Genomic DNA, 14,226 nt, shown 5'->3' on the forward strand with positions numbered 1-14,226 from the left:
GTAACCAGTCACTTCAAGAGGAGTACGTTATGAGTAACACGGTTTTTTGCCGGAAGTACCAGAAAGAGCTCGAAGCGCTGCCATTCCCACCCTTGCCGGGCAAGCAAGGCCAGGAGATTCAGGCGACTGTTTCCAAGCCCGCCTGGGAAGCCTGGCAATCGCTGCAAACTCGTTTGATCAATGAGAAACACCTCAACATGCTCGACCCTGAATCACGTGCATACCTAATGGAACAGATGCAGCGCTTCCTGGACAACCAGGAAACCGACCAGGCCGAAGGGTATGTACCGCCCTCTCAAGCATGACTTTGAAGGTTGGCTGTCGCTGCACTGTCATGAGAAAAGCAGGACAACTGACTTGTCATTAGTAGGGCTAGGCTTAGATGGGAAGAGTCCGTAGCGCATGCTTCTCACCGCGCCGGGTGTAGAACAGAACACCCCTAAGCAGCCGTCTCGCAAGAAAGTTTCACAAAGGTGTTGACGAAAAGCGGCGATTTTAGTTTAATACGCACCGTTGGCAGCGGCCAGATAGCTCAGTTGGTAGAGCAGGGGATTGAAAATCCCCGTGTCGGCGGTTCGATTCCGTCTCTGGCCACCACACTGCTGGGGTATCGCCAAGTGGTAAGGCACCGCTTTTTGGTAGCGGCATTCCCAGGTTCGAATCCTGGTACCCCAGCCATTGCCAACAAAATTTCTTGTTGATTGCAAAGCCTAACAGCAAAGCAATCATGTTCTCAAGAAAACGTGAAGCGCCGACATAGCTCAGTTGGTAGAGCAACTGACTTGTAATCAGTAGGTCCCGGGTTCGACTCCTGGTGTCGGCACCACTGAAAAGTGGTTAAAAGTTAAGCGTCAGAGAATTAGATTAAGCCGTCCGAAAGGGCGGCTTTTTCGTATGTGCCTAAAAAGTATCTACACGTAGGTTATCCACACCTCTGTTTTTATCAGGGTGTGGATAAAGGGCTATACAACGGTGTGTTTCTGCCCGGGGCTGTGTCTTAACAGTCGTGCGGTTTATAGCTTTAATACTAACGATTAGATATACCGTTCATTGATTTAATAAAGATGCACCGCTTCAAAGCTAGCCAACTGTTCATTGTTATCACCCGATAGTACAAGCCTTGCGCCCTCCACACGCCATGCGGTTGCCTGTTTGAGGGCGGCTAGGAAATTGCGTTCAGTTTCCATTTGAGGCGCCGGGCAGGCTCTTTTGGTGGTGGCGACTTGGTTGAACGCAATGTGTTCGTTCTCTACTTGATAGCTGCCCATTAGCGTATTACAGCCGGTGGCACCTGCTAAGCGCGAAGCATCTTGGTGCAGCACCATGTGGGCTTCTCGAAAGTTCTCTTGGGCGATGACCGGCACGCCATCAAGCCTCACCAGCTTCCAATACGTATTGATTAACGATTCATCCGGGTGCTCCATTGTCTCGTGGTTACCGAATGTCGTCGATGAGCAGCCAGCGGCGACAAAGAGAATACTGATCAATACGCAAAGCGTCAGCTGCCGAATCAACGCATTACTCCTTATTCAGGTGGCGGTGTATTTGGGTTTCGCTTGATTAGGTGGATAACCTATTGGGCTGTCCACCCTCTGAATCATCGATTTCATTTCAGTCGCTGCATGCGCTAAGCACCCCTTCCATTCTCTGTTTGCCATACATCCTGCCACTGCCAGCCGTCCTTATGAACAAATGCCACCAAGATTTTCTGGTAGGGCAGTGAGGATAAATAGTCCTGGATCTCGGTGTTCGATGTCTCAACGCCTGGTAAGTCGGCATAGCCATTAAACGCAGGAATATCAGGGATATGTTGGCTAGGATGAATGAAAGCACTACCGAGCGTATCCAGAAATTGCTCAATTGCTTTTCGTGTGATCAATAACTGCTCACGCGAAGTGGGATCTAGCCTGGTGCTGGCAAAGCAGGCAATGGCAATAGCTTGGTATAAGCGTGCTATGGCTAGCGAAAGCGCTTTGCTGCTGCTCTCACTGTGATAATAGTGCAGGATTGGATAGGCTAAATGCTGCTGGCCTAAGGTACTGATGGAGTGTTGTAACGGCTGAAGTTGGCTGATCAGTGTTGCAAATTTTCCGTCGCCGTTCGTAGACGCGAGTATTTGCCGTGGATTTTCGCCCAGCGCACTGATGGTGAGGGATGTTTGGCGCTTTTGAATAACATTAGTGATGATATTCAAAATATAAGTAATCGATATCGTAAAAAGGAAAAAACCGTTAGCCGCAGCCAAAACAGGTGGAAGACGCCAATTATCATTACCGGCAACAAAGTCACCATAGCCCAACGTTGTGAGGGTATAGCCCGTATAGTAGGCGCGCTCAACTAAGCTGGCGGTGGCGTTTGAAGAAGACAGCACCACGGCCTGCGGTGAACTACAAAACAGTAAAAACCAACCCAGCCAAGCGACTAGAAACCATGTCAGCAGTAGTGCCATTGTTATCCATGGGCCCGTAGAGGACAACATGGTATGGCTTTTTCACCGACGATGAATACCTAGTAGCATAAACCATAGTCCACTGACCAACCGGTTAGTCAGTGGGCCGGAACTGGATACCGATAATGTGGTGCGAATAGCGTCGTAAACCACCAGCAAAATAAGTAAGGTGCCTATGACCCCCATTAACGTGCTTCCAATCACTACCAATGCTCCTTAGATATAAATGTGCCGCTACCTTGCGGCGGCTAGTTCACCATTAATGTGGCTATTCCCGCCAAGTAGAGGCCGATGATGACCATGCTTTCAAAGCCAATACGGCCAGGTCCTTGCTCTTGGCGATGCAGCAGGCCAAGCATTAATACCCCTGTCATTAACACCGAGAGAGCAACCCATAACATTACCTGATCGGGAATAACGTGGTAAATCGAGCCGCCTCGGTAAGCCACATCTGATGCGGCGGCAAACAGGGTATCAAACGCATTGCCGCCGATAATCCCTGCCACCGCGAGTGTTAGCGCCCCACGGCGCACTGCCGCGACCGTCGTTACCAGCTCAGGTAGTGATGTCACTATCGAAGTCAGCAGGACACCGACAGCCGCCTGGCTAAGGCCGGTTTCTGCCGCAATCACCGTAGCGCTTCGTTCCAGTAGCCAGCCGGTAATGCCGATCATAAGCGCGAGACCCAAAAACAGCAGCCATAACCGCACCAGCGTTAGCTTTCCAGGCGACTCATCGGGCTGGTCTTCACGTGTCTCACGCGTACGAGTCGGGGACCACATCGGGCGGGTTTGGGCATTTTTAACCAGCTTGAGCCCAAACAGGTAAGCAATAAATAACAGCGGTGTGATGGGGTGTACCTGCCAGAAAGTCCATTCGGGCGTAAAGCGACCTAACAGCAACAGACTGAGTAAGCACAGCAGTAGGGCGCCTTGAATCAGGTTGCCAAGGGAGGCAGCGGCGTGTTCGAGATTAGCGCGCCGATATACCATATCAGCGATTGTTAAAAATAGCGTTTGAACAGCGATACCACCCAGCGCATTACTCATTGCCAGTTCAGGTTTGTCGGTCCAGGCGGAAGAGACCGATACCACAATGCCTGATAGTGAGGTAGCCATCCCAAGTAAGACAGCACCAGCTATCGCCTCACCTAATCCGGTACGGTCAGCGAGGTCGTCAACAATCCGCGCAAGCCGGGTGCCAATGATGCCAATAACGACTGCGCAAACGCTGAACAGTGCAAAAGCGGCGGTTAGCGACATATCACTAAGTAATGTGAGCATAAATGAACCCGGTCAGGGTATCTCATCTCGGGATTTCGATAATGGTGAATAGCTTTACAATATCGGCGATTCGATTCAGTTTTCACTGGGCCAAGCCGTCACCACTACTTCATAAATACGCCAATCGTAATGGTTTAAAAACTGAGTAGCGTCGCGTAAGCGTTGAGCCAAATTCTCATCGCTATGGGGCACCACAAATGCTTCTCCGCTAAAGATGTGCCCTTCCTCACGTAAGCGCACGGCGGCACTGGCGACCCACCCCATGGCACATAATTGTTCTTCCAGCTCATCAGCAAGGTGTTCCGGCTCCGCTTTAGATGTAAAACGGGGTCTTCGGTCGAGAAGGTCACCCACCGCCTCCTTCACATTAGTCACGCCATCCTTGGTGACATCAAGCGCGATAAGCGCGCCCGCCAACGCGTCCGCCCACCATAGGCCAGCGCCAACGCCGACTATTCCGGCGATAGCGGCAAGCCCAGTCATCCAGTCCGCCTTGCTCATCTTGCCATCAACAAATACCGTTTTTTCATGCACTTTTTTGGCGGCTTTCATCTGTAGATGACCGATGATGACGGGAGGTATGACGCTATAAATCAGCGCACCAATCATTAACCACCCCATCCAGAAAGTGGTGCCGAAGAGCTCGACGGCGCCAATGCTGGGATGTTCCATCTTGGCAAGCTTAAGCAACGAATCAAGCAACAGAATACCGCCGAGTAGCGCCAGGGCGGTGGCTGCACAGAGGAAGGCGATACTCGTGGCACGTTGATACCCATATGGAAAGATCGCATTAGGGGCTCGGTTGCGATAACGCATTGCGATCAGAAAGGCGATAGGAGGGATTAAAGAGAGCATATCTTCAAACCAAGCCACTCTCATGGCCTGACTACTACCTAACACTAATGCCAATACACCGACGATTGAAATGCGAAACCCCAGGTTCCACCATTCAAGCCGTACCAGGTAATCAAGGTCTTTCTGTTTATCAGGGGGCAGTTGATACACTTGCCTTATTTTCATTGCGCCGCCTCCAGTTGCTGTAGTCGCTGCTCAATATTGGAGTAGCCATTAAGGTGGCGTTGCAATGCCAGCATCCAAGCGTTCTCACCTTTGGGCAGCGCCATCACATGCTTATCGATAATTATCTCCCACGGACCGGCCATCAACCCATGGGCCGATAACCACCATGTAGGCGCGGCGATGGGGCTTTCAGTACGAGTAATATCGGTAACTTTGACCGGCTTGGCATTTTTTTCTTTGAGCGCTGCATGCATATGGTTTACGGGAGGAATAGCGACTTCCAACCCATTTAACGAGGTGGGCAATGGCACCCCTGAGGGAAAGCCGACAGTATAGCGGCTTTGATAATAAGGGCGTGTCAGCGCCGCCTGCTGGCTCAGGCGAGAGCGATTAGTTAATCCTCCTATCACCAAGTCAAGTTGGTGATGCTGCAGAGCGGCTAGCAAATCATCTTCACTATCCCAGTGCCAGCGGATTTTCGAATTCAACTGTTCAGCCAGTGAGCGAATGATTTCCGGTTCGAGTCCAGCAGGGCCATCGTTGGTACGTATCACCCAAGGCGAATTCTCAGTTAGCCCAACCTCCAGCACACCATTTTGAATTCTTTCCATCGTATGTTCTATATCGGTAGGATAGCGGCATCCTAGCAAGGCCAACGCTGGTAATATCCCTAATACAATGAATAAGAGTGCGCGCTTAGACCAAAAAGAGTTCTGATCTTTTTTGGTATGCATTTGCGTGCTCCCTGGTAATGACGAAGTTGGCTAGCATTTATTAACTAGCAAAGCAGTAGCTTGTGATAAGAGGTGGCATGTGAGTCCGGTTGTTAACTAATCACATTAGCTAAAGATAACTGCTAGACTAAGCAATTGGCTTCATTGTATTTAATTTTTATTTAATTGAATCAGCTCAAAATGCCTTCTAGCAGTCAATTTCAACTAGTATTCCCTGCCTATTGATTAGGTTCATTTTTTCCTAATGTGAAATCCGGTGGATCGCTTGCAGGAAAGCTTTCATCGCTCATCTCATCGACATGCTCCTGTTGTTTTCGATAAGTAGACAGCTTTATATACTCACTCAACGGCTTGGCCAGTATCCAGTGCTCATCTTGGCGGGTTAATTCCTGGGTGGGAATGCTGTACGTATTCCCATCGCTTGCTTCAAGCGCTACCCGTTCTAGGTATTTATCTTTAACAAAGTGCCCTATAAGCTGCTGTTTATCATCGTAAACTGAATCTTTCACGGTAACTTCCTCGTAAAAATAAGCTTAATAATGGCGGTCTAAACGCATCAATAGCACGCTATCATTTGCGCTATTCACTGCCCTTGGGATCGGCCTTGGCTGATTTTTGATCAATATTATCTTTGTGCATTTTTTTCTCCTTAGCCAGTTGGGCGCCCGGGATAGGTGTTTCTTTACTAGAAGTGTTATGAGCTGGTGATGATGGAGACTCCTCCGCTTTCTGATTATCCACATTCTCGTCTGGCCGAAAGGGTTTGGGCTCTTGATGGTGAGCACCCTTATGGTCAGTATTTTCATCGACATTGGGCATGTCCTTGTCGATGAGCTGTTCTGCTTTTTTGGTTTCGTTACGCTTGTTGTCAGTTGATTGATGATTCATGGCTTTTCTCCTGCGTTATTAAAAAGAACAATGGCTTAAAATCGCTCTTTCTCAGCGCTGGGCTGAGAAGAGTTAATAGAGTGAATATTAGAAATGATAAAGCCGCTTCGTGGGCGAGCCGGTATTACATTGAGATCGACCGTAAGGTCTTGCCACGGTACGTCATAGCGAAGCTGGTGAATGAATTTCTCAATTGCCAAGTCGATCAGTGCCAGTGTGATCCACTCACCGGGGCAGCGATGCTGAGTAGCATGATCGCTACCGCCTTGAGGAATCATTGCAAAACGATGAAAATCAACCTCTTCCTGCTCGAAACGTTCAGGATAGAACTGGTCGGGTGCTTCCCAGCGATGGGCGTCATGATTGGTACCGTAGAGATCAAGAATCGCTTGCCGACCGCGCTTAAAGCGATAGCCTTGCCAAGTAAAGTCAGTGTTAACGCGAGCGGCTAGAAATGGAAAGAAAGGGTAATAACGCCTGACCTCTTGGATGAAGTGCCGACGATAACGGCTTGACCCTTGGTGTTTAAGCTTTTCATAACAGTCAGGGTGTTCATGCATCGCCAAGACGGCAAACACCATGTACCTTGCCACTGCCACGATGGGTCGGATTACATTAATCAACTCCACGGCAACAATGCGATTGGGCAGAGGCTTGCCCTGCGCATCACGAAAATCAACAAACGTAGCGAATGGTAATGCGGGGTCGACTTCATGCAGCCCTTGTTGGTACTGCTTGATTAAGTCTAGTAGTGCATTTTCAGTTTGACGCCGTGCTCGGCGGCTTGCCCAATGCTTGGGCCCGATAGCAGCGCCGCCTTCAATCATGAGTACTAATTGCTCGGCCATCTCTGGAGCATCGACATTGTGTAGCGGAATACCGCACCAAGCGCAGGCTGCCCGGCATAAAATGTGATGAAGTTCATCAAGGAGGGTGATCGAGGCTTGCGACTCCCAATAATTGAGGCGCAATTGCCAATGTTGCTCGACCAGTTGCATGAGTTCATCAATGCGCGACTGGGACATTAATGAAAGAAACAGTGCTTTGCGTTGATGATGCGCCTCTCCTTCCAGCCTGAATCGCCCCGAGTATTCTAGACACCCGTTAGGCTCTTAAAGTAACGCCTTTCATACTCAACCGGTGACAAGTTATCACTTGTCCCGTGTCGGCGCTTTGGGTTGTAGAACATTTCAATATAATTGAACACGTCGCGTCTAGCCGCTTCGCGTGTCGAATAAATCTGCCGCTTGATTCGCTCTCGCTTGAGGAGTTGAAAGAAGCTTTCAGCAACGGCGTTGTCATGACAGTTACCACGTCGGCTCATGCTGCCCACCAGGTGATTAGCTTTCAGAAAGCTTTGCCAGTCTCCACTGCTGAACTGGCTTCCTTGATCCGAATGCACCATCACCGTTCCTTGTGGCTTGCGTCGCCAGACTGCCGATAACAGAGCATCCAGCACTAATTCCGTGGTCATACGAGACTTCATCGACCAACCAACCACTTGACGAGAAAACAGGTCGATAACCACCGCTAAGTAAAGCCAGCCTTCGTACGTTCGGATGTAAGTGATGTCCGTCACCCAAGCAACATTTGGCGCTGTCACTTCAAACTGACGGTCTAAATGGTTGGGTGATACAACAGCCGGTTTTCCACCGCCATAGCTGCCAGGGCGTCGTCGATAGCCCGTCTGAGAGCGTAAACCTTCCCTACGCATCAGGCGGGCCACTCGGTGCTTACCGCAGGCTTCGCCAGCCTCACGCAAATCCTGATAGACCTTGCGATAGCCATATACACCGCCACTTTCAAGCCACGCATGCTTGATCAATCCCAATAGACGCTGATCATCCCGGTCTCGATTAGACAGTGCTTTTTTACACCATGCATAGTAGCCACTAGGATGCACGGCCATCATGCGGCACAAGCGCCGTACCGGATATTGGCTCGCATGCTTTTGAATAAACGCGTACCTCAGTCGGACTCTCTGGCGAAGTACGCGGTGGCCTTTTTTAATATATCTCGCTCTTCTGACACGCGTTTTAGTTCAGCCTTCAAACGACGGTTTTCAGCTTGGAGATTATCATCTTCTTGCCGTTGTTCTACCGGCTTATCGTAGCGCTTGATCCAGTGGTACAAGCTGTGACCTGACACGCCTAAACGCTCAGCGACCTCGGCAACGCGATGACCGCGCTCTACCACCTGTTTAACCGCTTCGATTTTGAATTCTTCAGTGTAACGGGGACGGCTCATGGATCCTCCTAGGTACCTTTAGTATAAGGCCTAGAGGTATCTACGAAACCCGGGGCGATTCAGCCCTTGGACTCCCCCTTCACCAAACAGCGTCTTTTTCAACCGTGTGGGCGCCGCATTCTCACGGCTGAAACGTGCATCATCGTAAAAAAGCTCGGCGGCTTCTTCGCCCCTCATAAATAGTGTTTTTTTAAACATTAATCGAGAGCGGAAAAGGTTTGTTCCTAACCGCTCACACTGAGCCGAAATATAAGGATAACCACTGCGTGCTAATGGATACGTACACTCCCAGCTCGCCAGCGGCGGCTCATCATTGCGGACCATTAATGCCTCCCGAGGCGAGGCGCTTTAGCAATAAAGCTTTTGGAAAACTGCTTTAAGGACGCTTTAACGGTTTCTAAAGCATCAGGGTCCCCATGCAGCATTGCTGACATATAGGCCTTTGCCTGCTGCTTGGAAATATGAGGTGGGATAGGGGGAATGTCGGGATCTGTATGAAAATCAATAACGGTGGGGCAGTTATTGGCAATGGCCTGATCCCAGGCGCTACCAATCTGCTCTGGATCGGTTACTTCAATGCCTTTCAAGCCAACCAGTTCGGCATACTGCGCGTAGGAAAAGGCAGGTAAGTCCTGCGATGCTTCATATTTAGGGTCGCCATCCTGGACACGCATCTCCCAGGTGACCTGGTTAAGATCGCGGTTATTAAGGACGATCACAATGAGCCGTGGATCTTCCCAGCGTCTCCAGTATTTACCAATAGTGAGCAGTTCAGCATTGCCGCTCATTTGCATGGCACCGTCGCCCACAAAAGCGATCGAAACACGCTCAGGATAAGCAAATTTGGCTGCTATGGCGTAGGGTACTGCGTTTCCCATGGTTGCCAGGCCGCCTGAAACCGAGCCGCGCATACCCGCGCGAAACTTAAGGTCGCGAGCGTACCAGTTGGTTGCCGAGCCGGAGTCACAACTGAGTAAGCAGCGGTCTGGCAAGCGCGGGGACGCTTCCCAAAATACGCGTTGAGGATTGATCGGGTTTGCGTCGCTCATGGCGCGTTCACGCAATAACTCCCACCATTCAGCGACGGCTGATTCAATAGCCTGCCGCCAATCTCGATCACTTTTATGCTTCAGCAGCGGTATGAGCGCCTGAAGCGTACTGCGGGTATCACCGGTGAGGTTAACGTCCATTGGGTAACGCATGCTAAGCATGCGGGGTTCAATATCTATCTGTACACCGCTTGCTTGCCCCTCTTGGGGTAAAAACTCCGAATAGGGAAAGCTTGAACCAATCATTAATAAGGTGTCGCACTCAGACATTAGGGTCCAACTGGGGTTGGTGCCTAACAGTCCAATCGACCCCGTGACGTAAGGGAGGTCATCGGGTAGTACATCCCGCCCAAGCAGGGCTTTAGCAACACCCGCGCCAAGAAGGTTCGCCACTTCTTCTACTTCTCTTTCAGCGCCTCTGGCCCCTGCACCGATCAAAATGGCGACCCGCTTGCCAGCGTTTAATACGTCAGCGGCATGGGCAAGGGACTGTTCATCAGGCATGACAGTTGCTGACGTATAACCAACGCCAGAGTGAACAGTGCCATGGGCGTGTGCAGGCGTCTCAACCGCTTTTTGGGACTGTAAATCGTTAGGCACCACAATAGCGGTAACGGTGCGTTCACCGGCGGCGATGCGCATGGCACGATCAATTAGATGTCGAACTTGCCCAGGGCTAATCGCCAGGTGTACAAAATCACCTGCCACATCCTTAAATAAAGAGACCAAGTCCACTTCTTGCTGGTATTCACCACCTAACGCTGTACGAGCCTGCTGGCCTACGATAGCGACGACCGGTACGTGATCTTTTTTAGCGTCGTAAAGGCCGTTAAGTAGATGGATCGCGCCCGGCCCGGAGGTCGCCATGCAAACGCCCACCTCGCCGGTATATTTTGCATAGCCACAAGCCATGAACGCCGCCATTTCCTCATGCCGTGGCTGTACAAAGGTAATCGAGTCGTCGGCGCGATTGAGCGCGCCCATCAATCCATTATTACCGTCCCCGGAATAACCGAAAATGTGCGATACCTTCCACTGTTTCAGCCTATCAATGATGAAGTCGCTGACTTCTTGTGTCATCCCTGACCTCCTATCTCATACCGTGGTGGTTAGTTTAGGGAACCGTTATAAAAAAATGTTTGAAATTAAGGGGCCTTCTTTGATGGTGGTAACAGGCAGAAAGGAGACGGTGCTGCTACCTACGGCTTTACATAAACGTCAAAACTCTCTCTATAAACTGGCGCAAGCTAAATAGCCAATATAGTGGTGAATGTAATTTGTTAGCCAACAATATCAGCTAAAGCAATATAAGTTACTGTTCAAACCTATAAATTAATAATTACAAATATTTAAGAGATGTTACATGCTAGTTGTAAGCATGTAAGCATACCTAAAATACTGTAGGCATTAGGTGGGTGTGGCGTCCAGCTGCCGGATAAGTAAAAAATATTTTTAACATAAGTAGAAGCTTTTTTACGGTTTTATTGCTACCCGCTACTTCCTGCCATGCTCCCTCAAGGGAAGCGCTTAAATTTCTACATCGGTGAGCTGACAAAAGCAGTGGGGTTTTCAGTTAGTGGTCCAGTGGGTGAGCAGTCACCCTTTCAGTAACGCTATTATAAAGCTAAAAAACAATAACTAATTAGTTTTGCTGCTAAATAGTGGGTTTATAACGTATGTTATTAAATATTTTCTATCTTTAAGCCATTGTTTTGAAAGTGGTTGATCGGCACTTGTGTTTGACTTATATTAAACGGTCTTTTTGATAAAAATTAAAAAGCACTATTTAAAGTTCAGGTGGCTTGAAGTGTTCAGCTTGGTGACTATTCTCCATAGTGCTCGGTTAGAAAAGGCGAGTGATTAAGACGAAAGGTTTTAATTGTTCCACTAAAGGAGTTTTATCATGGTTGATAAACGCAAAGACCAAGGAATGTCACGTGAGGAAGCAGGCCACAAAGGTGGTCAAGTAAGCGGCGGCAATTTTGCCAATGACCCTGAGCGCGCTTCTGATGCCGGTAAAAAGGGCGGGGATGCGACTGCTGACTCCCATAGCCAAGAATTTTATGAGGATATTGGTCATAAAGGTGGCCAAGAAAGCGGAGGTAACTTCGCTAATGACCCGGAACGTGCTTCAGAAGCTGGCAAGAAAGGCGGGAAGAACAGCCATAGCGGTAATGGGCAAAGCTAACCACTTTCCTTTAATGGAGTGACTTAGTTAAGTTCGCGTTAAGTTCGCGACTGTCGCATGAGATCGCTATGGGTAATCCGATTAAGGATAAAGATTTTGATATGGTCAGTACGCTATATCACGCTTCGCAAGGCGCTAATCTTTGTTCACAGTTTTCTCGCGATGCCGATAGCAGTTCGGATCAAGAAGCTAAGGCGTTTTTTGATCGAGTAGCACGCCAATACGATGACATTGCTCAGGAAGCAAAAAAGTTGCTTAAAGACAAGCTGTAAGTTGAAAGCCAAGGATGGCGTTTCCTAGCAGCCCAGGCAAAGGACGCAATGAAAGTGCTCAAGGATGAGCGGAAGTTTACCAACAAGGGAAGGAACCCTGAATGGTAATCGCATTGGAAGCTACCCAGCTACTTAAGGAAGAGCCTTAAGCACACTGTCAGGGGAAGGAGTTCCTGACAGTTTACCTACAAGGAGTGCAACCTATGTTTCATCATTCCGCAAAATTGCAGTATCCGGTGAAAGTCGATAAGCCAAACCCTGAGTTTGCGATGCTGCTTCAGCAGGCCATTGGTGGTATCGAAGGCGAAATACGCGTTGCGATGCAGTATTTCTTCCAAGCGATGGGCGCGCGCGGTGATGACCGCATTCGCGATATGCTGATGTCAACGGCGACAGAAGAGTTATCGCATATCGAGATGTTGGGGCACGCGGTTGCGCTTAATTTAGAGGGGGCACCTGTTTCTTATCAGGAAGCCACTGCTAAAGACCCTGTCATGAATGCCATTCTAGGCGGTGCCAATCCACGCCATTTGTTATCTTCTGGCCTGTCCGCGATGCCGGTCAACTCCAATGGTGTGCCGTTTGATATGAGCCACGTATACGCGACCGGTAATATTGGGGCAGATATGCTAGCCAACGCCACAGCAGAAGCGGGTGGCCGAGTACTTGCTTCACGTTTATATAACTGGACGGACGATCATGGCATGAAGGATTTCCTATCTTTCCTGATTGCCCGTGATACGTATCACCAGCAGCAGTGGTTAGCGGTCATCGAAGAGATGGGCGGTATGAAGTCGCAGTTGCCTATTCCCAACTCGACGCCTGAAGATCATGAGAATATGCAACACTCCTACTACTACCTTAATACTCTGCTCGACAAAGAAGCGCCGAAAGGTCGGTGGGCTGAAGGACCTTCGTTGGATGGTAAGAGTGAGTATTCAGTAGTTAATCAACCTGCGCCTGAAGGTCAGGAACCAACTTTAGGTAAAGCAAAGCCGGGCTCAGGTGCTCAAAAAGAGCAACTTTGAGTTTAGGAATCGTATGCTAACGTTGGTGTCATAAGGAGAGTCTGCAATGGAAAGCAAGCACTTAGTAGATTGGCTGCGAGATGCGCACGCTATGGAGAAGCAAGCGGAGAAAATGCTTCAATCTCAAGCGCATCGTTTAGAGCATTACCCACAGTTGCAGCAGCGCATTGAAGAACATATTGAAGAGACAGTGAATCAATCGAAAAAGCTGGAACACTGTTTAACGCTCTTGGGCGCTAATACGTCATCTTTTAAAGATATGGGCGCTGAGTTAACCGCATTTGGTCAGGCTGTCGGCGGCATGATGGCTGAAGATGAGGTGGTCAAAGGCGGCATTGCGAGTTTCGCATTCGAAAATTTTGAGATAGCGAGTTATAAAGCCATTATCAAAGCGGCTGATATGGCGTCACAACCTGAGGTCTCCCAAGTCTGTAAAGAGATCCTTCAGGAAGAAATAGCCATGGCCGATTGGCTGAGTAAGCACTTGGACGATACTACTCAGCAATTTTTAGAGCGTGATAAGGATGACGATTTGCGCGCTAAGACCTAGCCTTTGCTAAGGCCTAGCTTTTGAGGCATGGTTTTTGAAACATAGCTTTTGAGACATAGCTTTATTTGCTCTTTCTCCCATCAGAGCAAAGCCCATTCCCCAGCTATAATGCTGGGGTTTTTTTCTGCCAGCCGAGTCAATGATGGAGTACCCGGCTGGCTACTGCAACGCCGTTCAATGCGCCAGAAGGCGGCTCAGGTCGGCCATCACAGCCTCTTTAGGGTCATCTTCGCGAATCAGTAGCTGAGCGTCGCCATCACGGCCGAAAGCGAAGACAGCGTTGGAGTGCGATACATCGTAATTGCCAGCATCGTCTTTCTCACCATAACCGTACGTCACGCGGTAGCGGCGCGTCAGAGCCTGTAAAGCCTCTTCATCGCCGGTCAAACCGGTGAACTTGCGTATTCCGGCGAACGTGACCGGTCATTCCGGTGATCGTGACCGATTTGCACACGGCCTTCACGCTGGAGAGAGTTTTGTACGCTGAGCGGTCACGATGGGTCAACCGATTCCGTTTT

Annotated in this window: 17 protein-coding genes and 3 tRNA genes; 8 read left to right on the top strand and 12 right to left on the bottom strand. The window is 49.5% G+C overall.

Going from position 1 to position 14,226, the window contains the following annotated elements:
- Positions 1 to 29 precede the first annotated feature (29 nt).
- The 4 genes from V8L70_RS20475 (at position 30) to V8L70_RS20490 (ending at position 826) form a co-directional block, all read left to right on the top strand.
- Positions 30 to 305, top strand: a complete 276-nt coding sequence (locus tag V8L70_RS20475; RefSeq protein WP_101146760.1) for an oxidative damage protection protein — start codon at positions 30 to 32, stop codon at positions 303 to 305.
- Positions 306 to 521: 216 nt separating this feature from the next.
- Positions 522 to 597, top strand: a tRNA-Phe gene (locus V8L70_RS20480).
- A gap of 6 nt (positions 598 to 603) precedes the next feature.
- Positions 604 to 678 (top strand) — tRNA-Gln (locus tag V8L70_RS20485).
- A gap of 72 nt (positions 679 to 750) precedes the next feature.
- Positions 751 to 826 (top strand) — tRNA-Thr (locus V8L70_RS20490).
- Between the two features lie 229 nt (positions 827 to 1,055).
- Here the strand turns inward: V8L70_RS20490 and V8L70_RS20495 are convergent.
- The 11 genes from V8L70_RS20495 to V8L70_RS20545 form a co-directional block, all read right to left on the bottom strand.
- On the bottom strand, positions 1,056 to 1,514 hold the full coding sequence (locus V8L70_RS20495) for an META domain-containing protein (protein WP_101146606.1): 459 nt from the start codon (positions 1,512 to 1,514) through the stop codon (positions 1,056 to 1,058).
- A gap of 113 nt (positions 1,515 to 1,627) precedes the next feature.
- A complete protein-coding gene (locus V8L70_RS20500; protein WP_336270516.1) occupies positions 1,628 to 2,479 on the bottom strand; it encodes a potassium channel family protein in 852 nt (283 codons plus the stop codon).
- 12 nt (positions 2,480 to 2,491) lie between these two features.
- Positions 2,492 to 2,653: a hypothetical protein gene (locus tag V8L70_RS20505; protein ID WP_232774884.1), complete on the bottom strand. Its 162-nt coding sequence runs from the start codon at positions 2,651 to 2,653 to the stop codon at positions 2,492 to 2,494.
- A gap of 44 nt (positions 2,654 to 2,697) precedes the next feature.
- A complete protein-coding gene (locus V8L70_RS20510; protein ID WP_101146605.1) occupies positions 2,698 to 3,732 on the bottom strand; it encodes a sodium:calcium antiporter in 1,035 nt (344 codons plus the stop codon).
- Positions 3,733 to 3,807: 75 nt separating this feature from the next.
- Positions 3,808 to 4,752, bottom strand: a complete 945-nt coding sequence (locus V8L70_RS20515) for a cation efflux transmembrane domain-containing protein (RefSeq protein WP_101146604.1) — start codon at positions 4,750 to 4,752, stop codon at positions 3,808 to 3,810.
- The gene (locus V8L70_RS20520) at positions 4,749 to 5,363 is read right to left on the bottom strand and encodes a substrate-binding periplasmic protein (RefSeq protein ID WP_232774883.1); all 615 of its coding nucleotides are present in this window, start codon (positions 5,361 to 5,363) and stop codon (positions 4,749 to 4,751) included. The genes V8L70_RS20515 and V8L70_RS20520 overlap by 4 nt, the downstream gene beginning before the upstream one ends.
- Positions 5,364 to 5,704: 341 nt before the next feature.
- Entirely contained in the window at positions 5,705 to 5,995 is a 291-nt protein-coding gene (locus tag V8L70_RS20525) for a hypothetical protein (RefSeq protein WP_101146602.1), read from the bottom strand.
- 70 nt (positions 5,996 to 6,065) lie between these two features.
- Entirely contained in the window at positions 6,066 to 6,374 is a 309-nt protein-coding gene (locus tag V8L70_RS20530) for a hypothetical protein (protein WP_101146601.1), read from the bottom strand.
- Positions 6,375 to 6,409: 35 nt separating this feature from the next.
- Positions 6,410 to 7,399, bottom strand: coding sequence for a cytochrome P450 (locus V8L70_RS20535; RefSeq protein ID WP_101146600.1), 990 nt, complete (start codon positions 7,397 to 7,399; stop codon positions 6,410 to 6,412).
- 68 nt (positions 7,400 to 7,467) lie between these two features.
- Positions 7,468 to 8,621 (bottom strand): IS3 family transposase gene (locus V8L70_RS20540; protein WP_101146599.1). Its coding sequence is split into 2 segments (ribosomal slippage): positions 7,468 to 8,384 and positions 8,384 to 8,621, totalling 1,155 coding nucleotides; the frame shifts between segments, so codons are not numbered across the junction.
- Positions 8,622 to 8,944: 323 nt separating this feature from the next.
- On the bottom strand, positions 8,945 to 10,750 hold the full coding sequence (locus V8L70_RS20545) for a thiamine pyrophosphate-requiring protein (RefSeq protein ID WP_101146597.1): 1,806 nt from the start codon (positions 10,748 to 10,750) through the stop codon (positions 8,945 to 8,947).
- 823 nt (positions 10,751 to 11,573) lie between these two features.
- Between V8L70_RS20545 and V8L70_RS20550 the strand changes: the two genes are divergently transcribed.
- The 4 genes from V8L70_RS20550 (at position 11,574) to V8L70_RS20565 (ending at position 13,708) form a co-directional block, all read left to right on the top strand.
- Positions 11,574 to 11,858 (top strand): con-10 family general stress protein, encoded by a 285-nt coding sequence (locus V8L70_RS20550; RefSeq protein WP_101146596.1) that lies wholly within the window; start codon positions 11,574 to 11,576, stop codon positions 11,856 to 11,858.
- 68 nt (positions 11,859 to 11,926) lie between these two features.
- Positions 11,927 to 12,130, top strand: a complete 204-nt coding sequence (locus V8L70_RS20555) for a hypothetical protein (RefSeq protein WP_101146595.1) — start codon at positions 11,927 to 11,929, stop codon at positions 12,128 to 12,130.
- Between the two features lie 203 nt (positions 12,131 to 12,333).
- The gene (locus V8L70_RS20560) at positions 12,334 to 13,158 is read left to right on the top strand and encodes a manganese catalase family protein (protein ID WP_101146594.1); all 825 of its coding nucleotides are present in this window, start codon (positions 12,334 to 12,336) and stop codon (positions 13,156 to 13,158) included.
- 46 nt (positions 13,159 to 13,204) lie between these two features.
- Positions 13,205 to 13,708 (top strand): ferritin-like domain-containing protein, encoded by a 504-nt coding sequence (locus tag V8L70_RS20565; RefSeq protein WP_176305053.1) that lies wholly within the window; start codon positions 13,205 to 13,207, stop codon positions 13,706 to 13,708.
- 174 nt (positions 13,709 to 13,882) lie between these two features.
- Here the strand turns inward: V8L70_RS20565 and V8L70_RS20570 are convergent, their stop codons facing one another.
- Complete coding sequence (locus V8L70_RS20570; RefSeq protein WP_336270517.1) at positions 13,883 to 14,095, bottom strand: SCO family protein; 213 nt, start codon at positions 14,093 to 14,095, stop codon at positions 13,883 to 13,885.
- Between the last annotated feature and the right edge of the window lie 131 nt (positions 14,096 to 14,226).

The organism is Vreelandella arctica (assembly GCF_037070215.1).
Lineage (GTDB): Bacteria > Pseudomonadota > Gammaproteobacteria > Pseudomonadales > Halomonadaceae > Vreelandella > Vreelandella arctica.